Origin of the sequence: Sorangium sp. So ce363, assembly GCF_051520435.1 — a bacterium.
GTDB classification, from domain to species: domain Bacteria; phylum Myxococcota_A; class Polyangia; order Polyangiales; family Polyangiaceae; genus Sorangium; species Sorangium cellulosum_B.
This window is the reverse complement of record NZ_CP150333.1, coordinates 12,113,558-12,137,179: the sequence shown is the minus strand read 5'-3', so window position 1 is coordinate 12,137,179 and position 23,622 is coordinate 12,113,558. Positions and strand designations below refer to the sequence as shown.

Genomic DNA, 23,622 nt, shown 5'->3' with positions numbered 1-23,622 from the left:
GCCCTCGCCTCACGCGTCGTCGAGCAGCTCCTTGGCCGTCAGCTCGCTGGCCGCCCGCCCGTGCTCGTACTCGAGCAGGCCGAGCGAGGCGTAGCGCGGCCGCATCCGCGCGGACAGCAGGCCGATCCGCTTCAGGTTCGGCACGATCCGCCTGAACATCGTCCGGCGGAAGAACCCCATCAGGTCGCTCTGGAGCATGAGCTCGTCCCACGCGCAGCGCGTCATGCGGTGAGCGTAGAACTCGTCATAGAACTCGTGCGCCAGGAAGCGGTTGCGCAGGAGCACCGACAGGTCGAACGCCCAGTCCTCACGCTCCCTCCGCGCCCGCTCGTCGATGCCCTCACGGTAGAACCTGCTCAGCGCGAGCACCCCGAAGTGGACGTGGCGCGCCTCGTCGGTGATCACCGACCGGAGGACGTCCTTGAGGAGCGGCTCGCTCGTCACCTGTCGAATCGAGCCGAACGCGCCGAGCGCCAGGCCCTCGATCATGATCTGCATGCCGAGGAACTTCATGTCCCACCGGCCGTCGCTCATGATCGCGTCGATGACGACATAGAGGTTGTCGTTGATCTCGTAGAGCTTCTCCAGCTTCTGCGTCAGGTAGGCGTGGAACACCTCGACGTGGCGCCCCTCGTCGGCGACCTGCGTGCTCCCGTAGAGCTTCGCGTCGAGCGACGGCACGCACTCCGTGATCTGCGACGCCGCGAACAAGGCGCCCTGCTCGCCGTGCAGGAACTGGCTCAGCATCCAGGAGAGCAGCCCGTGGCGCTGCGTCGCGCGCTCCCGCTCGGAGAGCCTGCGCCAGGCGGGCAGCTTGGACGGCGGCATCCAGCTGTCGGGCAAGAGCGGCATTGCCGGGTCGAGCCAGTCGACGCTCCGCGACCAGTCGAGGTCTGTCGCAGCGTCCCACTGGGACGTCTTGGCGAGGTGGTAGAGCCTCGCCATGTCGGGGTCGTCCCGCCCGTAACTCCAGTTAAAGCTGGCCTCGTATCCAACCGAGATATCGGTCGAGACCACGCCCTTGCCCCGCCGCTGGACGAAGCCGCGGAAGGCAGGCCCGAGGAGCGAGGCGAGCACACGGACGTTACCGCTGCTCGATGCGTCGCGAAGGAGAGGGGCGGAATCGAGGAGGGTCTGGAGTGCTTGCTGGAGGCGCATGGACATGAGAGCTTTCCGGAGCGGCGAGGCGCGGGCGTGAGGTAGAGCGCCCCGCGGGCGGCCCTTATAATGGCACCTATCATCGAGCGGCAATCGCCTCTCGCTCGTTTTTACGTCGTCATATCGACTCCGGGAGCTCCCGAGTCGGCCAGGGGGTCCACGCCGAGCGCGCGCCCGTCGCCCACCTGACGTCGCGCGTCGCGGGGGCGCGGCGCGCGCATCGCTGAAGGGCCGACGCCGGCCGCGCGCCCTCCGCGTCAGAGCGCGCGGCACCGCAGCGTCGGCGCCGGCGAGGAGCAGTGCCCGGAGAGCTCGCCGATCAGCAGGAGCCCGGGCGGCCCCGCGGAGAGCTCGAGTCCGCCGATCCCGCGGACCGCCGCCTCCGTCGCGCAGAGCGCGTGCACCGCGTCGACGGGCGCCCACGCCCCGACCCGGGCCAGGTCGCCGCCGATGATCTCCGGGTGGTTCGCCGAGCGCACCACGACCTGCCCGGCGTGCAGGCACAGGTTCGTGTGCACGCGCGTGTCCGGGCCGCTCCTCAGCGCGATCTCCTCGTGGAGCGAGGCGGCGATCTCGATCACCGCCGCGCGCTCCAGCAGCGACTCCCGCAGCTCGCTGGAGAGGAGGCGCACGGCGAGGATCTCGCTGCCGGTCACCGAGACCAGCGTGAGCCCGGCGTCCCGGAGGCGCTCCTCCGCGAGGTCGAGCACGAGGCCGAGCTCCTCGGCGAGCGCGTCGTCGAGATCGTCGGCGTCGGTGCGCACCCGGAGATCGAGGTAGATCGCGATCGCGTCGGTCTGGAGCTCCGGCATGCTGCTCCGCCCCGACGTCGGCTCGCCGACCGCCTCGCGCAGCGTGTGGAGGAAGCTCTTCACCGAAGGATAGCGGTGCTCCGGCTGCTTCTCCATGCAGCGCAGCACCACCGCGTCGAGCGCGGGCGGCAGCGGGGTCCGCCGGCTCGGGCGCGGCGCGGGCTCCTCCAGGTGCTGCCGGAGCAGCTCGGTCGCGTCCGGCGAGTAGAACGGGAGCTTGCCCGTGAGGAGCCTGTGCAGCAGGACGCCGAGCGCATACACGTCCACGCGCGCGTCGAGGACGCCGCCGAGGATCTGCTCGGGCGCCATGATCGTGAGGGTGCCGGGCGCCCTCCCCGCCGTGGTGAAGCCGCTCGCCCCCTCGTCCGGCTCCATCAGCTTGGCGATCCCGAAATCGAGGAGCTTGACCGCCCGCGGGGCGCCCCGCGAGACGAAGATGTTGCTGCCCTTCACGTCGCGATGGATGATCCCGGCCGCGTGCGCCGCGTCGAGCGCCGAGCAGACCGGCTCGAGCAGCTCGAGCGCCTGCTCCGGCGAGAGCCGCCCCTCCTGCCGGAGGAGCACGTCGAGCGTCACCCCGTCGAGGTGCTCCATCACATAAAATGGCCGGCCGTCCGCGAGCTCGCCGGCGTCATGAATCTCGACGATCCCGGGGTGATTGAGCAGCCGCACCACCTCGATCTCGCGCAGGAAGCGCTTCACCATCTTCGGCGACGCGGCGAGCGTCCCGTGGAGCACCTTCATCGCCACGCGCTCGCCGGTCCGGAGGTGAATGGCCTCGTACACGGCCCCACATCCGCCCCGGGCGATGGGCGACACAACGGTGTACTCACCCGCCCGCGTGCCGCACGGCAGCTCGCCTCGGGAAAAGGACCTCTCCTCCAGTGAAAATGCCCGCGTCTCGTTATCTCGTGTCGCCAAAGCATCCATCGTCATAACCCCCCCGATGCGACTAAGGACTCACCCGAGCGAGGATTTTCTCCGCGCCAGACGGCCGGGTTGGCGCTACACGCCGCTTCGCCAAGTGGTACAGTAAATCCATCGTTATCCTTACGGTAGCCTATTCCATCTGCTAGCAGAACGGGCGCGGAGGGGGACAGATGAAGAGGCGAATCCGAGCTCTGTGCGCACACACATTTCTGTTGGCTTCAGTGCCGTGCTGCGGTGGCAGCGACGGATTTCCCGCGGAGTGGGGGTCGGTCGACGAGGTCTCAAGTGCGCTCGTGAATCACAACGCGCTGAACCCGAACGCCCTCAACCCGAACGCCCTCAACCCGAACGCCCTCGACCCGATTGCGCTCGCCCCGAACAGACTCGCCTCGAACGCCCTCTCGGCGGCGGTCCGCGCCGCCATCACCCGCCCAGGGGAGCTCGGCGCGATGTCCAGGCAGCTCCTTCAATACATCGTCGGCTGCGCGCTGACCCCGTCGCAATCGTTCAGGTTCTCGTGGCGCGACGAGCGCGGCGAGCTGCGCGAGGAGGTCTACCCGGGTTACCTCGGGCTCGCGGCGAGCTGGGCCATCGCGCCGCTGAGCGAGTCCCGGGAGCAGTGGGTCTCGGCCTGCGTGGCGTCGCGCGCCAACCGGGCCGGCGTCTCCGTGATGATCTCGTCGCGCGCGGCGCACCTCGCCCTCAGGCACCCGGACGCGAGCGAGGTCGAGTCGTATCCGATGGAGGAAGGCGCGTTCTGGGGCGATCTGTTCGCGACCCCGCCCCGCCTCTATGCCTGCTACAACGAATCCAACGTGGAGAGCTCTCGGGCCCTCAGCAGGGACTGCGCCGCGGGGCTCCCCGAGCCCGGAGGGGGCGTCCGAGAATGCCCGAACATTCACATCGTGGGCTCATGCGATCTCGCGTGTGACGCGCTCGGCGCGGCCGACGGCTATCGCCCGAGCTGCACCGACGATCGGGGCGAGTCGTGGCCCGCGGTGATTACGACGTTCCTGCCATGAGGCCCCCATGTTGCCCGATGCTCGTCGAGGCGGAAGCGCGGCTCGCTCCGGGGCGCCCACCGCGCGGTGCAAGGAGTGCGGCAGGCGCGTCGCGCACGCGGATCCGGGGTGTCCGGAGCACGGCCCCGTGGTGCGGCAGGCCAGCCCGGAGCCCGGCGCGCCCGGCGGCGCGGACGAGTCCAGCGGCAGCTGGCTCAGCGCGACCGCTCCGCCCAGCATCGAAGGCTACCGGGGCGTCCGGCTCGCCGGCGCAGGCGGGTTCGGGGCCGTGTTCGCGGCCGAGCCCGAGGAGGGCGGGCCGACCGTGGCGATCAAGGTCGCGCGCGCCGACCAGCCGGACGCGAGCGCGCGCCTCGTCAAGGAGATGCGGGCCCTCTACGACGTCGGGCCGCCCCACGTGCCCGCCGTCTACGGGTGCGGCCAGCTCGCCTCGGGCGCGCCGTACTTCGTCATGGAGTACCTCGACGGCCCCACGCTCGCCGACCGCCTCGTGGCGCGCGGGGTCGCCGGGCCGATGCCGGCGCGCGAGGCGTGCGCCCTCGCGCGCTCCGCGCTCCGGGCCCTCGAGGCGATCCACGCGCGCGGCTACGTGCACCGCGACGTCAAGCCGGAGAACATCTTCGTCTCCGGCGCGCCGCTCGCCGCGCGCGCCGGGGACGGCGGGCACCGCGCCACCATCATCGATCTCGGCCTCGCCGCGGGGCACCGCGAGCCGTCGCCCCGCCTCACCGCCGACAGCGACGCGCCCGGCACCGCCGAGTACATGGCCCCCGAGCAGTGCGACGGCCGCGACGACGTCGACGCGCGCGCGGACGTGTACGCCCTCGGCGCCGTGCTGTTCGAGCTGCTCACCGGCAAGCCGCCCTTCTGGGGACCTCCCGCCCTGGTGCGGCAGGACCACCTCAGCCGCCGCCCCCCGCGGCCCTCCCAGATCGCGCCGATCTCGCGCTCGCTCGAGGAGATCGTGCTCCGGTGCCTCGCGAAGGACAGGGGCCAGCGCTTCGCGAGCGCCGCGGCGCTCATCGCCGCCCTGGAGAGCTTCGAGCGCGGCCAGGAGCGCCGCCCCTCGCGCCTCAGGGGCCCCACCACCGATCCGCCGCCGCCGAGCGCCCGCAGCGTCGAGCGGCGCGCCGTTGCGCTCCTCTTCTTCGAGGCCGAGCTCGACGTCGTGGCCCTCCAGCGGAGGCTCAGCGCGCTGGGCGGCGAGCTCGCCCACGCCGCGGGCGGCCGCTTCGTCGCCGTCTTCGATCACGCGGACGGCGCGAGCCCGCTGCGCCGCGCGGTGCACGCCGGCCGCGAGCTCGAGCAGCAGCGCGTCCTCTCCCGCGGGCTGCTCGACCTCGCGACCGTGTCCGTCCAGCCGCGGCCCGACGGCACGCGGCGGTTCCTGAGCCCGCTCTTCCACCGGGCGGACCGGCTCGCGGCGGGCGGCCCTCTGGGCCTCACCCTGTCGCCGGCGGCCGCGGCGGCGCTCGGCGACGACGCCTCCCAGGCCCAGGGCGACGGCCTCCCCCCGCCAGGACCGACCTCCGCCCGGCCCGGGCTGGCCGCCGCCCAGCCCGACGCCGACACCGCGTTCGACTCGAGCTCCCAGCCGCTGTTCGGCCGGAGCGACGTGCTCGACGCGCTGGTCGCGGGCGCGCGCGACGCCGTGGCGACCGCGACGCCCACCATCGCCAGCGTCATCGGCGTGGCCGGCCACGGCAAGAGCCGCCTCGCCGGCGCGCTCGCGCAGCGGCTGCGCGCGCTCGAGGGGCGCGCCGAGGTGATCGAGCTCCGGACCGGCGAGCCGGTCGCGGGCGGGGCCGATCGCGTCGTCCGGGAGATCCTGCAGCGGGCGCTCGCGCTGCCGTCGTCCCCTCCGGCGGACGGCGGCAGCGCGCTCCTCCGGCGCCGCCTCGCGGGCGCGCAGCAGGCGCGGCTCGGGGCCGCCGTGGCGCTCGCGCTCGGCTGGATCAGCGACGACCCGCTCGCCGAGGAGCGCTACCCGGAGCTCCGCGCGCTCTCCGCGGCGCCCGGCGCGCTCCGCGCCGCGCTCTCCGTGGCCGCCGGCGAGGCCCTCCGCCGGCGATCGCGCCGGACGCCGCTCTTCGTGGTGCTCGACGACGCGCACGTGGCCGACGACGCGGCGCTCGCCGCGCTCGAGTACGCGGCGCTCGCCGAGGCGCAGGCGCCGCTCTTCATCTGCGCGTTCGGGCGGCCGAGCTTCGAGAGCGCGCGCCCCTCCTTCGGCGAGCGCGCCGCGCGCCGCGAGACCTACCGGCTCGAGGCGCTCGACCGCGAGAGCGCGATCGCCCTGTGCCGGCGGCTGCTCCTGCCCGCGGAGGACGTGCCCGAGCCCGCGGTCGCGCACCTCGTCGAGCGCGCGCAGGGCGTCCCGCTCCTCCTCATCGAGCTCGTGCGCGGCCTCAAGCGGGGGGGCGTCGTGCGCCGGCACCCGCGGGGCGACGCGTGGTACCTCGCCACCGACGAGCTCGATCGGCTCCCCGACATGCCGCTCCTCGACTGGCTGGCCCTCGGCGAGATCGACGCGCTCCCGCCCGCGCTGCAGGCGCACGCGCGGCTCATCGCGCTGCTCGGCCCCGACGTCGCGGTCGCCGAGGTGGCCGGCGTGCTCCACCGGCTCGACGAGCACGGCGAGGCCGACGACCTGCCGCTCGACGCCGCGGTCGCCGTGAAGCGCCTGATCGCCGCGGGCCTCCTCGTCCAGGACCGGCGGGGCCGCATCGGCTTCCGCCACGCGCTGGTCCGCGAGGCGGTGGCCCGCGGCGCGCCCGAGCCGCTCCGCCGGCGCGTCCACCTCGCGGCCTTCAAGCTGCACCGCGACGCCGCGAGCGACGAGGCCGGCGAGCGCGACGCGCCGCACCTCAAGGACGCGCGCCTCATCCCGTTCGCGTACCACGCCGCCCAGGCGGGCCTCGGCGAGATCGCGGAGATCGCCTACCTCACCCTGGCGGAGCGCGCGCGCGCCCGGCACGCCTACCTCGACGCGGAGACGCTCTACACCCGCGCCCTGGAGCAGCCGATCGAGCCGACGGCCCCGGGCGGAGGCCCGCCCAGCCGCCGCGCGCCGGGCGGGGTGCGCCCCGACCGCGCGGCCGCGCACCGGGGCCGCGGCCTCATGCGCTACCGCCTGGGCCGCTACCACGACGCGCTCGCCGATTTCGCCAGCGCGCGGGCCATCGCGCGGGCGCGCGGCGACATCCGGGCGCAGATCGACATCCTGCTCGACGAGGCCACGGCGCTCGACTGGATGGACGAGTTCAAGAGCTCCGAGGAGCGCGTCGAGGAGGCGGGCGTGCTCGCCGACGAGATCACGCTGTCGCCGGCGCTCACCGCGCGCCTCGCGCTCGGCGCCGGGCGCACGCTCCACCGCTTCAGCCGGGAGGAAGAGGCGACCGCCGCGCTCGAGCGCGCGGCGGAGTCGGCCGCCTCGCTCGGCGACGAAGGGTACGAGACGCTCGTCATCTCGCTGCTCATGCTCGGCTTCGTCCTCCAGGGGCTCGGCCGGCTCGACGACGCCGAGGACGCGCTCGGCCGCGCGATCGCGCTCTGCGAGGCGCACCACGACACGCTGCACCTCTGCGTCGTGACGAACAACCGCGCGCTCCTCTGGGCGTGCCGCGGCGACAAGGCCCGGATGATCGCCGACCTCGAGCGGGTGCTCGCGCTCGCGCGCGACCTCGGCCAGGGCGCGCTGGAGCGGGTCGGCGAGTACAACCTCGGCGAGTACCTCTACCTCATGGACGACCTCGCGGCGGCGGGGCCGCACATCGATCGCGCGCTCGAGATCGAGCGGCACCGGTTCTGCGGGGCGTGCCGGCCTGTCGCCCTGCTCCTCAAGACCCGGTTCCTCTTCTTTTGCGGCGAGCAGGCCGAGGCGCGCGCGCTGTTCGAGCAGATGCGCGAGATGCAGGAGCGCGCCCGCGCCGAGGGCCAGGCCGACGCGCTGATGGTCCCCTCGGAGGAGGTGCTCTGCGCCATGATCGATCTGGCCACGCAGGACAGGGGCGCCGCGGACGACGCAGCGTGGGACGCCCTCGTGGACCGCTCGGCCCAGAGCTCCGTGGGCCAGGAGCACATCGAGGTCCTCGAGATCCGCGCGGTGACCGCGCTGCGCCGCGGCCGGCTCGCCGCCGCGCGCGGCGCGCTCTCGGCCGCGCTCGAGGCCGCGGAGCGCATCCCGAACGTGATGGGCGACCGGCTGCGCCGCCACGCCGCCGCCATCGCCGAGCGCGAAGCGGCGGAGGCCGCCCTGGATCAGCCGACGCAGCCGGCGTAGGCAAACCGCGCCGCCGCCCCGTGAAGTGTCACTCGGCGGCGGCGAGCGCGAGGGTCTTCGCGTTGTCGGGTACGCACGTCAAGAACCGCTCCCGCCAGGCCGCGTCGCTGATCTTCGCCGCGCGGTCGAGCAGGTGCTGGCGCGCGACGGCGAGCGCCTCCGCCGCCTCGCGCGCGGCGCCCGCCGCCGCGAGCGCCTCGGCGTAGGCGAGCCGCACCAGCGACTCGCCCTCCTCGAGCGAGCCCGCCTCCTCGAGCTGCACGAACGCCTCGCGCGCGGCCGGCAGCGCCTCTTCCGGGCGGCCCTGCGCGAGCAGCGCGCGCGAGAGCACCGCCACGGCGGCGGCGCGGAGCGGAGGCGCCACCACCAGCGCCTCGACCGCGGCGCGCGCCTCGCGCTCGGCGGCCACGGGATCGCCCGACAGGAGCATGATCTTCGCCATGTACGTCAGCGTCACGCCCTCCATGCGCCGGTCGCCCTGCTGCTGGAACGTCGCGGCGGCGCGCTGCTCGAGGAGCTTCGCCTCCTCGAGCTGCCCCAGGTGGGCGATGACGTAGCCGAGGTTCTGGAGCGCGGCCGTCTCCAGGTCGTCGAGGCCCATGCGCTGCGCCGCGGCGAGCGCCGTCCGGAGCTCCGACTCGGCCACCTCGAAGTCGCCGAGCTCACCGTACAAGAAGCCCAGGTTCGAGCGCGCCGCGCAGGCGTTCCGGCGGTCGCCGGCCTGCTCGAACGCCGCGCTCGCCGCCGTGAACCCGCTCAGCGCGGCCCCGGTGTCGCCCCTCGTCTGCGCCCGGACCGCACGCGCCTGCTGGTAGAGCCCCGCCGCCTGCGGCTCGAGCCCGGCGGGCTCGCTCGCGACCGCCTCGAGCATCTGGATCAGCGCGTCGGCCGCCGCGTAGCGGCCGCCGAAGCTCAGGAACGTCGCGGCGTCGCACAGGCACATGATCCGCGCGCTGATCGCGCCCGCCGCCTCGGCCGCCCGCGTCGCCCACGCCTCGACGCGATCGAAGTGACCGAGCTTCCCCTCCGCGATGATCACCTGCCCGATGGCGCGGAACCACGGCGAGCTGCCGGTCCGGACGAGGCTCGCCGCCTCGGTGCCGCGCTGCGCGGCGAGCACCGCCTCTCCCTGCCACAGGCCGATCTCGGCCTCCACGAGCCGCAGCCGTCCGAGCTCCTCGTCGGCCGCCCCGCACTGGACGCCCATCTCGGCGCGCGCGAGCGCGCTCGCCAGATCGTTCGCCTCGAGCGCCTGCTCCGCGGCCCTCCGGTACCACCGCACCGCGCGCGCCGGCTCGCCGCCGCGACGGAAGTGCTCCGCGAGCGCCATCGCGTCGGTGTGCCCGCTGCGCTCGAGCCACTCGCCGGCCAGCTTGTGGCCGAGGGCGCGGTCCGGCTCCGTGAGCATCGCGTACGCGGCCTCGCGCACGATCGCGTGGCGGAACACGTAGTCCGTCGGGATGAGCCACCCCGGCGTCGAGACCGGGGCGATGAGCTCCCGCGCCGCGAGCGCGTCGAGCCACGTCTCGGTCTCCTTCACGCGCGTCGCGCCGCCGAGCAGCGCCGCCACCGCGAGCTTCGAGAAGCGGTCGCCGAAGATGCTCGCGGCCCGCAGCACGCGCTTCGCCTCGTGCCCCTCGGCGTCGAGCCGCGCCTCGACCGTGCCCAGCACCGAGTCGGGCAGCACGTCCCCCTTGCCCGTCGCGACCGCGCGGATGAGCTCCTCCAGGTAGAACGGGTTGCCGTCGGCCCGGTCCACGACCCGGGCCACCGTCTCCGCGGGCGTGTCTTCGCCGAGCGCGCTCCGCACCATGCGCTCGCTCGCCTTGGCGGGCAGCGGCCCGAGCTTGATCGTCTGCACCTCCCGGTCGGTCCACAGCCCGGGGAACTGCTTGCTCACCTCGGGCCGGGCCAGCGCGAGCAGCATGAGCGGCAGGTCCCGGAGGTTCCGGAGCGTCTGATCGATGAGGCGCACGGTCGCCGGATCGCCGAAGTGCAGGTCCTCGAGCACGAGCAGCACCGGCTGCGCCGCGCACTCGGCGGCGAGCCAGTCCTCCCACGCCGCGCGCGTCGCGTCGGCCATGAGCATCGCGTTGTCGCGCGCCGCGCGCAGCCCGCTCGTCTCGCCGTCGGGGAACGGCGTCCGCGAGAGCTCGCCCAGGAAGGCCGCGATCCGGCTCAGCGCCTCGCCGCTCAGGTGGCGCCCTAGCCGGCGCGTCAGCTTGCGCCGCCGGGCCTCCACGGGCTCGCCCTCGCGCATCCCCGCCGCCTTGTGGATCGCGTCGGCGATGAGGCCGAACGGGGACCCCGCGGCCATCGACTCGGCCCGCCCGGAGAGGATCTCCACCGACCCGAACTGGCGCCGCGCCCGGGTGAGGAACTCCAGGCGGAGCCTCGACTTCCCGGACCCCGCCGCGCCGATCACGAGCACCGCGCTCGCCAGCGACTCGCTGACGCACCCGGAGAACACGCCCTCCAGCATGGACAGCTCGCGGATGCGGCCGACCCAGACGCTCGGCTTGCCGAGGAGCACGGGGACGCTCTCGTCGGCCGCCGTCTCGGTCGCAAGGAACGGCCCGTTCTCGTCGGTCTCCACCTTGAGCCGGCCGCCGACCACGCTGGCCGTCACGTCGTCGAGCCGGACCGCCCCGGCGTGCGCGGCCCGCAGGGCGCGCACCCCCCGGTCGATGACGTCGCCCTCGATGAGCTTCGCCGACGACACCCCGCGCCCCGTGGCGACGGCGAGCGGAATGCCGGGGAACCGCGCGCGCAGCGCGAGCGCGCACCGCGCCGCCCGCTCGGCCCGGTCCACGGCGCTCCCGGCGCCGGCGAGGATCGCGATGAGCGAACCTCGCGAGATCTCCGTGATGTGGGCGCCGTAGGGCTCCACCGCGGCCCGCACCTCCGAGCGCGGCACCGCGGAGCCCGGGCCCTCGCTCGAGAGCTCCTGCAGCACGCTCGAGACGTCCGAGGCGCTGGGCACGCCGCCGGCCGCCGCGACGCTCATCTGCACGTCGTCCGGCTCGCCGGCGAGCACGAGGGACACGAGCCGCTGCTCGCTGCGCGTGAGGAAGCCATCGGGCCGCGCCGAGCGCATGGTCGCGTCGCGCGGGGAGGCCAGCGTGGCGGGCCGCGGCGAGGCCCAAGCGTCGAGCACCTCCGCGATGTGCGCGAGCTCGACCCCGACGTCGCCGCAGTCGCGCGGCCGATCCTCGGGGTTCTTCGCCATCATCCGGTCCATGAGGCGCTCCAGCGGCTCCGGGACGTCCGCGCGGACGTCGCGCAGCCGGGGCGTCTGCTGGAACAGGAGCTTGGCGAGCGCCGCCATGACGTGCGCCCCCTCGAAGGCCGGGCGGCCCGCGACGCACTCGTAGTAGACGCACGCGAGCGAGAACACGTCCGCCCGCGCGTCGAGCGCGCCCCCGCCCTCGATCTGCTCGGGCGCGATGTACCCCGGCGTCCCGAGGATGCCGCCCGTGTAGGTGAGCCGCCGCGACTCCCCGTCGGGGCGCGCGATCCCGAAGTCGACGAGCTTGAGCTGGCCGACGTCACCGGCGACGAGGAAGATGTTGCTCGGCTTGACGTCGCGGTGGATGATCCCGCGCGAGTGCGCGAAGGCGAGCGCGTCCGCCGTCCTGCGCAGCACCGCGAGGCTCTCGGCGAGCGCGAGCTGCCGACGCGCGAGGCACGCCGCCAGGTCCTCGCCCTCCAGCCACTCCATGGCGAGGTAGTGGTCCCCGGCGCTGGTTCGCCCGTGCGCGACGTACCGCACGATCCCCGGGTGGCTCAGCTCAGCGAGGATCTGCGACTCGCGCTCGAACCGCTCGACGTCGAATGCTTCGCGGCTGTGCAGGACCTTGATGGCGACCGGGCGGGCGTCGAGGCGGTCGTGCGCGCGATAGACCGTCCCCATCCCCCCTGCTGCGACCTGCTGCTCGACGACGAAGCGGCTCGCGAGGACTACGCCGGAATCCACACGGCTCGATGCTACTCGAGGAAGACGGAGACCGAAGCCTTGTAGCGGTCGGTGCCGCGCGGAAAGACGCGGGGGCCGCACGGAAGGTCGAGCGGCTCACGATCGCGGCAGTTCAAGAAACTGCCGTCCGATCTCGGCCCATCGCACACATCCTCACATTCGCCCACGACATCGATCGGGCAGTCGTCAATCGAGGGCCCGCAGACGCGCGGGATCTGCCTCTTGCCCGGCGCGAGGCAGGCGAAGCGGCGCTGCGGCTTCTGGAAGACGTTGCCGAAGTAGGTCGCCTCCGGGATGTCGTAGCTCGCCCGCTCCCGCTTCGTGGACGAGAGCGCTTCGTGCTTTCCGCGGAGCGAGATCATGACGTGCTCGCCCCGGTAGTTCACGCGCGCGAGCAGGCACGCGGAGACCCACTCCTGGCAGTCTTCATCGCACGAGCCGCGCTTCGAGCCCCACTCGGGCGCGAGGCCGAGATCCCCGTCGAAGCTGTAGGAGACCCCATCAATCTTGACGTTGAGGCGGGCATCCTCGGGGAGAGCGCAGCTCACAATGAAGCTGAGGAGCTCCCTCGACTCTGGATCACGGAGCGCATCCCTTGTCAGCGCGTCGGCGACCAGCGCGTTGGCGGTCAACGCGCTGGAGACCAACGCGTTGGCCGTCATCGCGTTGGCCGTCATCGCGTTGGCCGTCATCGCGTTGGCCGTCATCGCGTTGTGAATCATGACCTCCTGCTGGACCTCCGCCACCCCCTCATCATCCCCATCGAGCTCGGCAGACGCTACACAAGCGGCCTGCGAGAACGACACAGCCACGCAAGCGAGGAGAGCGAACTGGCGTGCAGATTCCATAGTACCAATCAGATCTACACCACTCCAGCTATCAAGTTCAATTATTTTATGGACATTTTTCTGGACATGTTTCTGCACACCGCCACGACACGCATCACCTAGTCAGGTGCCGGGAGTGGGATAACGCAGAGCGCAGCACTCGGGCGCACCCCGCGTCGGGGGGGAAGCGAAACAGCGCGTGGGTGGGAGATTTACGCCAGCTTCCTGGCCAGCAGCGTAGTGACCAGGTCGGGGTTCGCCTTGCCGCCGGAAGCCTTCATGACCTGACCGACGAAGAGCCCGATCCGCTTCGAATTCCCCGCGCGGAAGCGGGAAGCCTCGCCTGGATGGCCGGCGATGATCTGGTCGACGACGCGCTCCAGGGCGACCTGCCGGAGCCCTCGCCGCGCGACGATCGCCTTCGGACTACCGCCCTGCTGCATTATCTCAGCGAGGACATCTCTTGCAATCTTCCCGGAATCGTCCCGTCATCGATCAGCGCCAGGGGCTCGCCGAGCTGCGCGCCCGAGACGGGGAGGTCGCCTGTCTTCCTGTCCTTCAGCTCGCGGGCGAGCGAGTGGATGACCCAGTTGGCGGCGCCCCGGGGGTTGTCGTGCACGGCGGCCGTCTCCTCGAAGAGCCGGAGGAGGCCGTCGTCGTCGGCCAGGACCACCGCGTCATCGCCCGGTATCCCACGTGGTTCGATGAGGTGTCTGGCCCTCTCGGCCCGCGCCGGGTCGAGCCGCGCGAGGCGCTCCTCGAAGGGCGCGCGCTCGCGCCGAGGCTCCGGCGGCGGCGCCTTCGCGGCCGGGCGCTCGGGCGCGGGCCCAGGGGCCCGAGCGGGCTTCTCGGCCGAGAGCCTCGACCACGAGTCCTTGAGCGCCGCCGGGCGGTTGAAGACGGGCGCGCCGGGCGCGGAATCGAGGGGGTCCACGAAGAAGAACCCCTGGCGCTCGAACCGGACATGGCTCCCCTTCTCGACCGTGGACAGGCTCGGTTCCACCTGACACCCGCTCAGGAAAACCAGCGAGCCAGGATTCAAGCTCTCCAGGAAATCCTTTCTCTCTTCGACCCCGTTGGGCCGCTCGGCCGCGAAGAGCCGGTCGTGGAGCCGGACCTCGGCGGTGAGCGCGTGGGCGGCCGAGACCCAGTGCAACGTTCCCTTCGGCTTGCGGCCGTCGGGCGCCTCGCCGCTCTTCGCGGGGCGATCGTACGTGCAGCGGAGCTCGACGACCTCTCCTGTGGCCTCGTCTCTCACCTCGTCGCGACAGGTGTTGAACCCGGCGTAGCCGAGCCGCACCTGCTGCCCGGGCGCGAGCCGGAACCACTTCTTGGGGGGGTCCTCGAGGAAGTCGTCGCGCTCGATGAGCTCCACCGCGAGGGCGTGAAGCCGCTCGAAGTACTCCGACGCGAAGAAGAGCTTGTCGCCCCAGCCGCCGCCGAGCCTACTCAAACGGCAGGAGGGCGGCGGCGGGCGGCGCCGCGGCGGACAGGCGCGGGCGTGCGCGACGGACGGCGCACGCCCGCGCGGGCGCTCAGAACTGGGCGGCCTCGGTGGACTCGTGGAGGGCCAGCGTGGACGCAGCGCCGCCCGAGATCACCTGGGCGACCTCGTCGAAGTAGCCCGTCCCGACCTCGCGCTGGTGGCGGGTCGCGCTGTAGCCGAACTGCTCGCCGGCGAACTCGGCCTGCTGGAGCTCGGAGTACGCCGCCATCCCCCGGCGCTGGTACTGGCGGGCGAGCTCGAACATGCTGTGGTTCAGCGAGTGGAACCCGGCGAGGGTCACGAACTGGAACTTGTACCCCATCGCGCCGAGCTCGCGCTGGAACCGGGCGATCGTCGCGTCGTCGAGGTGCTTCTTCCAGTTGAACGAAGGCGAGCAGTTGTAGGCGAGCAGCTTGCCCGGGAACTGCTTGTGGATCCCCTCCGCGAAGCGCTTCGCCTGATCGAGGTCCGGCGTCGAGGTCTCGCACCAGACGAGGTCCGCGTAGGGCGCGTACGCGAGCCCGCGCGCGATGGCCGCCTCGAGGCCGCCCTTCAGCACGAAGAAGCCCTCGGGCGTGCGCTCGCCCGTGACGAACGGCTTGTCGCGCGGGTCGACGTCGGACGTGATCAGCTTGGCGCTGTCGGCGTCCGTGCGGGCCACGAGGACGGTCGGTACGCCCATGACGTCGCTGGCGAGGCGGGCCGCGATCAGGGTGCGGATGAACTGGCTGGTCGGGACGAGGACCTTGCCGCCCATGTGCCCGCACTTCTTCTCGGAGGCGAGCTGATCCTCGAAGTGAACGCCCGATGCGCCCGCCTCGATCATGGCCTTCATCAGCTCGAACGCGTTGAGCGGCCCGCCGAATCCCGCCTCCGCGTCGGCCATGATGGGCGCGAGCCAGTAGCGCCCCGCCTTGCCCTCGGCGTTCTCGATCTGGTCGGCGCGGAGGAGCGCCTGGTTGATGCGGCGCACGAGCGTCGGGACGCTGTTCGCCGGATACAGGCTCTGGTCGGGGTACATGGTCCCGGCCTCGTTGTTGTCGGCCGCCACCTGCCACCCGCTCAGGTAGATGGCCTTGAGCCCGGCCCGGACCTGCTGCATCGCCTGGTTGCCGGTGAGGGCGCCGAGCGCCGCCACGTAGGGCTCGGAGTGCATGAGGTTCCAGAGCCGCTTGGCGCCGAGGGTCGCGAGCGTGTAGTCGATACGGACGGTGCCGCGGAGGCGCGCGACGTCCGCCTCGGAGTACGGCCGGACGACGCCGCTCCACCGGCCCGAGACGGTGTCGCTCGGCGGCGCGTGCAGGGAGTCGGCGGAGATCGGCGTGTTCAGCGGGAAAGCAGCGGACATGACTGGGCTCCTAATGCGTTGGGGTTGGGGGCGGCAGCGGCCGCTGTGTCGACGTCAAACGAAGCGCGCCGGGCGTCACGAGCGCCGCTCTCCGGCGCTGGAGATCAAGAGCTCGTAAGCAGGCAGCGTGAGGAACTCCTCGAAGGTCTCTCCGATCGACAGCCGCTCGAACAGCGCGCGCGCCTCGGCGAAGCGGCCGCCGTCGAAGCGCGCCGGGCCGAGCGCGCCGCGGAGCGCGGCCATCTCGCTGTCCACCGCCGCGCGGAAGCGCTCCACGGTGAGCGGCAGGCCGTCGTCGAGCGTCGCCCCGTGGCGGATCCATTGCCAGACCTGGGTGCGGGAGATCTCCGCGGTGGCCGCGTCCTCCATCAGGTTGTAGAGCGGGACGCAGCCGAGGCCGCTGATCCACGCCTCGAGGTACTGGACGCCGACCCGGATGTTATGGCGCAGGCCGGCCTCGGTGCGCGCGCCCTCCGGGACGCGCAGCAGGTCGGCCGCCGAGACGCGGACGTCCTCGCGCTTCCGCTCGATCTGGTTCGCAGCGGGCATGTGCGCGTCGAACACCTCGCGCGCGAGCGGCACGAGCCCCGGGTGCGCGACCCAGGTGCCGTCGTGCCCGTCCTTCACCTCGCGCAGCTTGTCGGCGCGCACCTTGTCGAGCGCCGCGCGGTTCGCCTCGGGGTCGCTCTTGATCGGGATCTGCGCCGCCATGCCGCCCATCGCGTGGACGCCGCGGCGGTGGCACGTCTTCACGAGCAGCTGCGTGTACGAGCGCAGGAAATGCTGCTCCATCGTCACCTGCGAGCGGTCCGGCATCACGCAGGCGGGGTCGTTCCGGAGCTTCTTGATGAAGCTGAAGATGTAGTCCCAGCGACCGCAGTTGAGGCCGGCCGAGTGCTGCCGGAGCTCGTGGAGGATCTCGTCCATCTCGAACGCCGCGGGCAGCGTCTCGATGAGGACCGTGGCCTTGATCGTGCCGATGGGGAGGCCCAGCGCCTCTTGCGCGAACACGAAGATGTCGTTCCAGAGGCGCGCCTCCAGGTGACTCTCCATCTTCGGCAGATAGAAGTAAGGCCCGGTACCGCGGCGGACGAGCTCACGCGCGTTGTGAAAGAAATAGAGTCCGAAATCGAAGAGCCCGCCTGGCAGCGGCTTGCCGTCGAGCTCGACGTGCTTCTCGGGGAGGTGCCAGCCGCGCGGGCGCACGAGCAGGGTCGCCACCCTCTCTCCGAGGGCGTAACGCTTGCCGGTCGCCGGGTCCTCGTAACGGAGCTCGCGCCGCGCCGCGAGCCTCAGCGCCGCTTGCCCCTCGATGAGGTTCTTCCACGTGGGCGACGTGGCGTCCTCGAAATCGGCCATGAACACGCTCGCGCCCGAGTTCAGCGCGTTGATGATCATCTTGGGATCGACCGGACCCGTGATCTCCACGCGCCGGTCGAGGAGGTCCTCGGGCAGCGGCGCCACCGTCCAGTCGCCCCCGCGCACATCCCGCGTCTCGGGGAGAAAATCGAACCGCTCGCCCGCGTCCAGCCGCTCTTGCACGGCGCGCCGCCGGGCGAGCAGGGCGGGTACCCGGTCAGCGAACTTGCGCCCAAGACCGGAGAGGAAGCGAAGGGCCTCTGGCGTGAGGACGGACTCGTCGCCCCCGACCCGAGGAGCGAGCAAGCGGACGCTTGCGGTCTCATGATTCTGGCTCATCCACATCTCCTGCAACGCTGCGCGTCGTTACAAGCAACCTATGTTTGTCGACGAGGTTTCAGCGTCAACTTCGCTCTGAAATGCAGGCGGATAACGATGTAGACGAAAGGGCTTTACAGCGTGTTAACGTGTAAACTATTGTAAATTTCCACCAGGCGAGCTGCGCCTACATTTCATCCAGGTTGTCCTGGTCACGTCGGGAGGGTCCCCATGGCCGATGCACCTCTTCTCGGAGCCAAGGTCCGCGCGCTCCGGCGTCGCGAGCACATGACGCAGGTCGATCTGGCGGAGCGCCTCGGTGTCTCGGCGAGCTATCTGAACTTGATAGAGAACAACCGGCGTCCGCTGACTGCGCCGCTGCTCATCCGGCTCGCCCAGATATTCCAGCTCGACCTCCAGAACTTCGCGTCGGAAGAGGACGTCCGGCTCACGGCCGATCTCCATGAGGTGTTCGGCGATCCCATCTTCGAGAGCCACGGGCTGACGAACGCGGATCTGCGCGAGCTCGTCGCGGCGTCCCCGAACGTCGCGCGCGCGGTGCTCACGCTCTACCGGACCTACGCGACGACGCGCGAATCGCTGGATACGCTGGGAGAGCGGCTGGCGGGGGACGGGTTCGTCGCGGTCGACAACTCGCGGCTACCGTCCGAGGAGGTCAGCGATCTCATCCAGCGCCGGATGAACCATTTCGCGGAGCTCGAGGAAGGCGCCGAGGCGCTCTGGCGTGAGGCGGAGCTCGACGCGGACGACGTCTACCGCGGCCTCGTCCGGTACCTCCACGCGACGCGCGGCATCGAGGTGCGCATCGTCCGGGTCGCGGACGAGCGCCAGGCGATGCGGCGATACGACCCCGACAGGCGCGTGCTGAGCATCTCCGAGGTGCTGCCGCCCCGGAGCCGCAGGTTCCAGCTCGCGCACCAGCTCGGCCTCTTGACGCAATCGACGGCCATCGACCGCATCCTGCGCGACGAGAACCTCACGACCCCGGAGTCCCGCGCGCTCGCCCGCGTCGCGCTGGCCAACTACTTCGCCGCCGCGATCCTCATGCCGTACCAGCCGTTCCTGGAGGCGGCGCGCGCCGAGCGCTACGACATCGAGCTCCTCGCGCACCGGTTCGGCACGAGCTTCGAGCAGGTGTGTCACCGGTTGACGACGCTCCGCCGCCCGGGCGCCGAGGGGGTGCCGATGCACATGGTCCGCATCGACATCGCGGGCAACATCTCGAAGCGCTTCAGCGGCTCCGGCATACGGTTCGCGCGGTTCAGCGGCGCGTGTCCCCGCTGGAACGTCCACGCCGCCCTGATGACGCCCGGCATGATCCGGATCCAGCTCTCGCAGATGCCCGACGGCGCCGTCTACTTCTGCATCGCGCGCACCGTGCGCAGCGACCGCGGCGGCTACCACGTCCCCCACACGGTGCAGTCGATCGGCATGGGCTGCGACGTCCGCTATGCCCGCGAGCTCGTCTATGCCGACGGGATCGACCTGGACAACATCGGCGCGGCCGTGCCCGTCGGCGTCACGTGCCGGACCTGCGAGCGCCTCGACTGCGCCCAGCGCGCGCTGCCGGCGCTGCAGCACCCGCTCCGCCTCGACGAGAACCGGCGGGGCGTCTCGTTCTACGCGTCGGTCGACAAGTGAGGCGAGGCCGCGGCCGCCCTGCGCCGCGCGCCGGGGCGGCCATCGCGCGGCGCGGGATCGCCGGCGGCCCGCTCAGCTGGGCCGCCCGAGCAGCTCGTTGAGCGTGGCCACGAGCCGGGCCACGTCGATGGGCTTGACCATGTGCGCGTGAGCGCCGGCCGCCCGGCTCTTCTCACGATCGTCGTCCCCGCCGAATCCGCTCACGACGATCACCGCCCGTGGCCTGTCCGCGAGCGACGCGACCAGCTCGACGCCGCTGCCGTCGGGGAGCGACACGTCCGTCACCAGGGCGTCGACCGCGCTCCCGGCGAGCATCGAGCGCCCTTCCTCGCACGAGCGCGCCACGAGCACGCGGAAGCCGCGGCGGCGGAGCGCCATGCCGAGCAGCGCCGCCGTGTCGTCGTCGTCGTCGAGCACCAGCACCTGCGGCAGCTCCGCGCTCATCAGGCCCCCGCCTTGCGGTCGGCCGCGTTCAGCGGCCACTCCAGGGTGATCTGCGTCTCCGCGCCGACGCGGTCGGCCCGCGCCTCGCCGCCGTGCGCCTTGAGCACGCCGTCGATCACCCGGACGGGCAGCCCGCCGTCGGCGAGCGGATCCGCGTCCGGCGCGAGCGCCGCCTCGAAGAGCTTCTCCACCGAGGCCGCGCTCGAGTCGCTCGTCAGCACCACCCGCGCGCGATCGCCATGGGCCGCAAGCGCCACGACGACCCGCGCGCGGGCGACGTTCAGGGCGAGCATGAGCGCGTCCGAGAGCGCCGCGGTCATCGACGCGGCGTGCGCGAAGCCGCGCACAGGGGCGAGGTCGAGCGCCACCGTGACGTCGCGCCGCCCGTAGACGAACGACGCCTCCGCGACGGCCTTCTGGACGAGCGCCTCGAGGTCGAGCGGCTGCGCCGGGGCGTCGAGCTGCCGCGACAGCTCGGACGCGGCGGTGTAGCGGTCGGCGAGGCGCAGCAGGCGGCGCACGCCCCGCCGCGCCATGGTGAAGTACGCCGCGTTCTGGGCGGTGGCCTCGCCCCCGAGGACGCTCTCCAGCTCGTTGAGCGCCGTGGCCACGACCCCGGCGGGCCCGCGCACGTCGTGCCCCGCGCGCGCGAACAGCTTGTAAATCGAGTCGGACAGCGCCTTTTCGCTCATTCGTTACGCCTCGCCTCGCCTCGCCTCGCGCCCCGTCTCAGCTCAACGAGGAGCTCGCCGAGCCCGGCGAAGAGGCCGCCTTGTCTGGGCCCTCGTCCCCGCCCGAGCCGTCCTGCTCCCCGTAGCGCTCCAGCTTGCGGTAGAGCGTCCGCCGGTCGAACCCGAGCATCTGGGCGGCGCGCGATTTGTTGCCGCCGACGAGCGCGAGCACGCGCTTGATGTAGCGCTTCTCGAGCTCGTCCATCGTCATGATCTCCGCCGGCTCATCGACGGCGACGACGAAGCGGTCGGGCCGGTAGGCCTGGACCTTCTCCGGCAGGTCCTCGACCGTGATCTGCTCGAAGCGGGCCAGCGCCACCGCGCGCTCGATGCTGTTCTCGAGCTCGCGCACGTTGCCCGGCCAGTTGTACGCCGTGAGCTTCTCCGCGGCCGCGGTCGAGAGCGAGAGCACGCCCTTGCTGCTGCGGGACGAGAACTTCTCGAGGAAGTGCATCGCGAGGTGGAGCACGTCGGTGCCGCGCTCGCGCAGGGGCGGCAGGTCGATCTTCACCACGTTGACCCGGTAGTAGAGGTCCTCGCGGAACCGCTTCTCGTACACCTCGGTCTCGAGGTCGCGGTTCGTCGCCGTCACGATGCGGGCGTCGAAGGGGATCTCGGCGTTCGAGCCCACCGGCCGCACCTTGCGCTCCTGCAGCGCGCGGAGCAGCTTCGGCTGGACCTCGAGCGGCATCTCGCCGATCTCGTCGAGGAAGATGGTGCCGCCGCTGGCCTCCAGGAACAGGCCGGTGCGCTGGGTCTTGGCGTCGGTGAAGGCGCCGCGCGCGTGGCCGAAGAGCTCGCTCTCGAGGAGCGCCTGAGGCACCGCGGCGCAGTTGACCGCCACGAAGGGGCCGGACCGGCCGCTGGCCTCATGGATCGCCCGCGCGATGAGCTCCTTGCCGGTGCCCGTCTCGCCGTGCACGAGGACCGAGGCGTCGCTCCGCGCGACGCGCCCGATCAGATCGTAGACGCGCTTCATCGCAGGGCTGCGCCCGACGAGGCCCTTGGTCTGCTGGACGTCGTGGGCCGCCTCGCGCAGGCGCTTCACCTCCGAGCGGAGGCGCCGATGCTGGACGGCGCGCGAGACCGTCAGGCCGAGGAGGTTCGCGTCGAGCGGCTTCGTGACGAAGTCGAACGCCCCGGCGCGCATGGAGGAGATGGCGGTCTCCATGCTCCCGAGCGCCGTCATGACGATGACGAGCATGTCGGGGCGCGCGCCGAGGATGCGCTCGCAGAGCTCCAGGCCGCTCATCTCGCTCATGCCGACGTCGGTCAACACGACGTCGAAATCGTCATCACTCACCAGCTCGAGCGCGCTCTTGGCCGAAGTGCGCGCCGCGACGGAGAACTCCTGCCTCTTGAGGAGGGCTTCGACCAGATCGCACGTCGCTTCGTCGTCGTCGACGACGAGTATCCTGCCGCTCATCGCGTGTCCTTCCCCGGCAGCTCTTCTAAAGGTCGACCGCTGCCTGCAGTTGCAGGGAACGTGCCACGGAGAGTTCGCGCCATCAAGCCCAGTCCGCTCCGCGCCGACGTCCTTCCAACGTGACGTTTCGCCACAGGTGCGCGTTCTTGCCCCATCCTGGATGGCACCGGCCGCGCGCAGCGGCCGAGCGGTCCGCCGCCGACGGGGGCCAGCCAGCGCCGCCGCGCCCGAAGCGCCACGGCCGGTAGGGGGCTCACCGACCCGCCGTTCCTCCACGGATCGGCGCGGGCCGGCAGCACGCCTCGTCGCGGCGCGTGTCGCGCCTCCGATGGGCACGCGGGCGAGGGGCCGCCACCGAGGCATCGCCGCGGTCCCCCGCGGACGCCCGGCGCCTCTCTCGATCAGACGGCGCCGCCTGCCGGCAACAGCCAGACGGCGCCGCCTGCCGGCAACAGCCGAGTTCGCCCGAGCTCCGGGAGCCATGGTGAGAGGCGAAATTCCACATCGATATTCCCTGTCCGGCGTCCAGCGTCTCTTCGCATCCGGAATAAACCCCAATCGGCACGGTGATTGCTTGAGTGCGCGTCATGCAGAAGAGGGGGGCGGGAGGGGGGCTCGCGCGCTCGCGGGCCTTGCCGCTGACGCTGCGCGCGCTGCGCGATGGCGCGATGTCACCCCGCTGAAGGCTCGGCGCGTCGCCGCGGGCCCTCGGCCGAGGCCGCTGCGTGAGCTGGTCGCTAGCGAGCGAGCGCGACGAGCTCCTTTTCCCCCTCGATGAACGGCAGCCCAGCCACCTCGATGAACAACAACCTGACGTCCGGTCCTTGAGAGGAGAATGCATGAAGGCGACACAGCTCTTGAAGGGGCAACACCGCGAAGCCGAGAGGCTGTTCGATCTGGCCCTCTCGACCACAGGCGATGTCCGGGGAGCGACGGACGAGCTGACCAAGCACCTCCTCGCCCACATGCTCGCCGAGCAGGTGGTCCTCTTCCCGGAGCTGCTCGCCGTCGAGCCGGACCTCGTCGGCGGAGCCTGCGAAGAGCATACGGTCACGCGGTTCGAGATCCGCCGCGTCGTCGGCACGGCGCCGGAGGACCCGAGCTTCAAGGCCAGGCTCGCCACCCTGAGGGAGCTCGTCACGCACCACGCCGAGGAGGAGGAGCGGGACCTCTTGCCGAGGATCGAGGCGGAGCTGACCGAGGACACGAACGAGCGCCTCGGCCGGCAGATGCTGGAGCTCTTCGAGGCGCTCATCGCCCACTCCCGCCGCCCCCACGCCTCGAGCCACGCCCCGCTCCGCACAGCGAGGGCGGCCTGACGGCCAGCGCCCTCCCTCCGGCGGGTGGTGGTCAACGTTGCCCGAGAAGGATCACAGGGAGACGGGGAGACAGGGAGATTTGCTGAGTTTTTTCTCCTTGCCTCCCCGTCTCCCTGTTCCAATTTGACCAGCGCTCTCCGGCGTCCCGTCGTTCGCCCACCGCTCTCCAGCGGCCGCCACAGGCGCTCTGCGAGAGCGCCCGCGGCGCCCTGCGCGCGAAGTGAGCTCGGTTGGATCAGGGGCCGGTCGCGGGCGCGTCGCCGGGGCCCGTCGGGCCGCCGTGCGCGGGTCCGTATCCATGGGACTCGCCGTAGCCGAGATCCTCGGGGACCATGGGGTCCGCCGGGCTCGACGGAGCGGTCGAGGCGGGGCTCCGCGCGTCGTTCGTGACGAGCTCGTAAACGCCGCGCTCGAGCTCCACCTCGTCGAGGGCCGAGCCGCAGGCCCGGCAGGGCGTGGCCGCCGTCGATACGAAGACGTACCGGCGGCCACAGGCTTTGCATCGGAGCTCGCGGATCATCG

16 protein-coding genes are annotated in these 23,622 nt (G+C 72.1%); 4 read left to right on the top strand and 12 right to left on the bottom strand.

All coding sequences use genetic code 11. The annotated features are described in order from the left end of the window. Positions 1-9 precede the first annotated feature (9 nt). Positions 10-1,164: a ferritin-like domain-containing protein gene (locus WMF12_RS45585; protein ID WP_437855074.1), complete on the bottom strand. Its 1,155-nt coding sequence runs from the start codon at positions 1,162-1,164 to the stop codon at positions 10-12. A 251-nt stretch (positions 1,165-1,415) separates the two neighbouring features. Next, positions 1,416-2,900 carry a serine/threonine protein kinase gene (locus tag WMF12_RS45580; RefSeq protein WP_437855071.1) on the bottom strand — a complete coding sequence of 495 codons (1,485 nt, stop codon included), beginning with the start codon at positions 2,898-2,900 and terminating at the stop codon, positions 1,416-1,418. 293 nt (positions 2,901-3,193) lie between these two features. Here WMF12_RS45580 and WMF12_RS45575 point away from each other — a divergent pair, with 293 nt between their 5' ends. Both WMF12_RS45575 and WMF12_RS45570 read left to right on the top strand, forming a co-directional pair. After that, the gene (locus WMF12_RS45575) at positions 3,194-3,922 is read left to right on the top strand and encodes a hypothetical protein (RefSeq protein WP_437855069.1); all 729 of its coding nucleotides are present in this window, start codon (positions 3,194-3,196) and stop codon (positions 3,920-3,922) included. Positions 3,923-3,929: 7 nt separating this feature from the next. Further along, the gene (locus tag WMF12_RS45570; protein ID WP_437855067.1) at positions 3,930-8,204 is read left to right on the top strand and encodes a serine/threonine-protein kinase; all 4,275 of its coding nucleotides are present in this window, start codon (positions 3,930-3,932) and stop codon (positions 8,202-8,204) included. A gap of 28 nt (positions 8,205-8,232) precedes the next feature. Here WMF12_RS45570 and WMF12_RS45565 read toward each other — a convergent pair whose 3' ends face one another. From WMF12_RS45565 to aceB, 6 genes are all read right to left on the bottom strand, one after another. Continuing rightward, positions 8,233-12,180 carry a serine/threonine-protein kinase gene (locus tag WMF12_RS45565; RefSeq protein ID WP_437855063.1) on the bottom strand — a complete coding sequence of 1,316 codons (3,948 nt, stop codon included), beginning with the start codon at positions 12,178-12,180 and terminating at the stop codon, positions 8,233-8,235. An 11-nt stretch (positions 12,181-12,191) separates the two neighbouring features. After that, positions 12,192-12,926 carry a hypothetical protein gene (locus tag WMF12_RS45560; RefSeq protein ID WP_437855059.1) on the bottom strand — a complete coding sequence of 245 codons (735 nt, stop codon included), beginning with the start codon at positions 12,924-12,926 and terminating at the stop codon, positions 12,192-12,194. A gap of 293 nt (positions 12,927-13,219) precedes the next feature. Next, positions 13,220-13,450 (bottom strand): hypothetical protein, encoded by a 231-nt coding sequence (locus tag WMF12_RS45555; protein ID WP_437855057.1) that lies wholly within the window; start codon positions 13,448-13,450, stop codon positions 13,220-13,222. Next, positions 13,450-14,460, bottom strand: a complete 1,011-nt coding sequence (locus WMF12_RS45550; RefSeq protein WP_437855055.1) for a hypothetical protein — start codon at positions 14,458-14,460, stop codon at positions 13,450-13,452. The genes WMF12_RS45555 and WMF12_RS45550 overlap by 1 nt, the downstream gene beginning before the upstream one ends. Before the next feature lie 82 nt (positions 14,461-14,542). Beyond that, positions 14,543-15,841: an isocitrate lyase gene (gene aceA / locus WMF12_RS45545; protein WP_437855053.1), complete on the bottom strand. Its 1,299-nt coding sequence runs from the start codon at positions 15,839-15,841 to the stop codon at positions 14,543-14,545. A 75-nt stretch (positions 15,842-15,916) separates the two neighbouring features. Then, entirely contained in the window at positions 15,917-17,539 is a 1,623-nt protein-coding gene (gene aceB / locus WMF12_RS45540; RefSeq protein WP_437855051.1) for a malate synthase A, read from the bottom strand. A gap of 210 nt (positions 17,540-17,749) precedes the next feature. Here aceB and WMF12_RS45535 point away from each other — a divergent pair, with 210 nt between their 5' ends. Beyond that, positions 17,750-19,180: a helix-turn-helix domain-containing protein gene (locus tag WMF12_RS45535; RefSeq protein ID WP_437296514.1), complete on the top strand. Its 1,431-nt coding sequence runs from the start codon at positions 17,750-17,752 to the stop codon at positions 19,178-19,180. 72 nt (positions 19,181-19,252) lie between these two features. Here WMF12_RS45535 and WMF12_RS45530 read toward each other — a convergent pair whose 3' ends face one another. The 3 genes from WMF12_RS45530 to WMF12_RS45520 are packed head-to-tail and all read right to left on the bottom strand — an operon-like array spanning position 19,253 to position 21,781. After that, positions 19,253-19,624, bottom strand: a complete 372-nt coding sequence (locus tag WMF12_RS45530; RefSeq protein WP_437855049.1) for a response regulator — start codon at positions 19,622-19,624, stop codon at positions 19,253-19,255. Continuing rightward, on the bottom strand, positions 19,624-20,316 hold the full coding sequence (locus tag WMF12_RS45525) for a histidine kinase (RefSeq protein ID WP_437855047.1): 693 nt from the start codon (positions 20,314-20,316) through the stop codon (positions 19,624-19,626). Before WMF12_RS45525 ends, WMF12_RS45530 begins: the two co-directional genes overlap by 1 nt. 37 nt (positions 20,317-20,353) lie before the next feature. After that, complete coding sequence (locus tag WMF12_RS45520; RefSeq protein ID WP_437855045.1) at positions 20,354-21,781, bottom strand: sigma-54-dependent transcriptional regulator; 1,428 nt, start codon at positions 21,779-21,781, stop codon at positions 20,354-20,356. 839 nt (positions 21,782-22,620) lie between these two features. On the opposite strand from WMF12_RS45520, the gene WMF12_RS45515 reads away from it, so the two are divergent. Beyond that, positions 22,621-23,100: a hemerythrin domain-containing protein gene (locus WMF12_RS45515; RefSeq protein ID WP_437742995.1), complete on the top strand. Its 480-nt coding sequence runs from the start codon at positions 22,621-22,623 to the stop codon at positions 23,098-23,100. A gap of 235 nt (positions 23,101-23,335) precedes the next feature. On the opposite strand, the gene WMF12_RS45510 is transcribed toward WMF12_RS45515, so the two are convergent. After that, complete coding sequence (locus WMF12_RS45510; protein WP_012241329.1) at positions 23,336-23,620, bottom strand: hypothetical protein; 285 nt, start codon at positions 23,618-23,620, stop codon at positions 23,336-23,338. Positions 23,621-23,622: the final 2 nt, after the last annotated feature.

What these genes read in the sequence shown, in the direction of transcription:
- WMF12_RS45585 (WP_437855074.1), bottom strand. Translation starts at nt 1,164, where the DNA reads ATGTCCATGCGCCTCCAGCAAGCACTCCAGACCCTCCTCGATTCCGCC.
- WMF12_RS45580 (WP_437855071.1), bottom strand. Translation starts at nt 2,900, where the DNA reads ATGGATGCTTTGGCGACACGAGATAACGAGACGCGGGCATTTTCACTG.
- WMF12_RS45570 (WP_437855067.1), top strand. Translation starts at nt 3,930, where the DNA reads ATGTTGCCCGATGCTCGTCGAGGCGGAAGCGCGGCTCGCTCCGGGGCG.
- WMF12_RS45555 (WP_437855057.1), bottom strand. Translation starts at nt 13,450, where the DNA reads ATGCAGCAGGGCGGTAGTCCGAAGGCGATCGTCGCGCGGCGAGGGCTC.
- aceA (WP_437855053.1), bottom strand. Translation starts at nt 15,841, where the DNA reads ATGTCCGCTGCTTTCCCGCTGAACACGCCGATCTCCGCCGACTCCCTG.
- aceB (WP_437855051.1), bottom strand. Translation starts at nt 17,539, where the DNA reads ATGAGCCAGAATCATGAGACCGCAAGCGTCCGCTTGCTCGCTCCTCGG.
- WMF12_RS45535 (WP_437296514.1), top strand. Translation starts at nt 17,750, where the DNA reads ATGGCCGATGCACCTCTTCTCGGAGCCAAGGTCCGCGCGCTCCGGCGT.
- WMF12_RS45530 (WP_437855049.1), bottom strand. Translation starts at nt 19,624, where the DNA reads ATGAGCGCGGAGCTGCCGCAGGTGCTGGTGCTCGACGACGACGACGAC.
- WMF12_RS45525 (WP_437855047.1), bottom strand. Translation starts at nt 20,316, where the DNA reads ATGAGCGAAAAGGCGCTGTCCGACTCGATTTACAAGCTGTTCGCGCGC.
- WMF12_RS45520 (WP_437855045.1), bottom strand. Translation starts at nt 21,781, where the DNA reads ATGAGCGGCAGGATACTCGTCGTCGACGACGACGAAGCGACGTGCGAT.
- WMF12_RS45515 (WP_437742995.1), top strand. Translation starts at nt 22,621, where the DNA reads ATGAAGGCGACACAGCTCTTGAAGGGGCAACACCGCGAAGCCGAGAGG.
- WMF12_RS45510 (WP_012241329.1), bottom strand. Translation starts at nt 23,620, where the DNA reads ATGATCCGCGAGCTCCGATGCAAAGCCTGTGGCCGCCGGTACGTCTTC.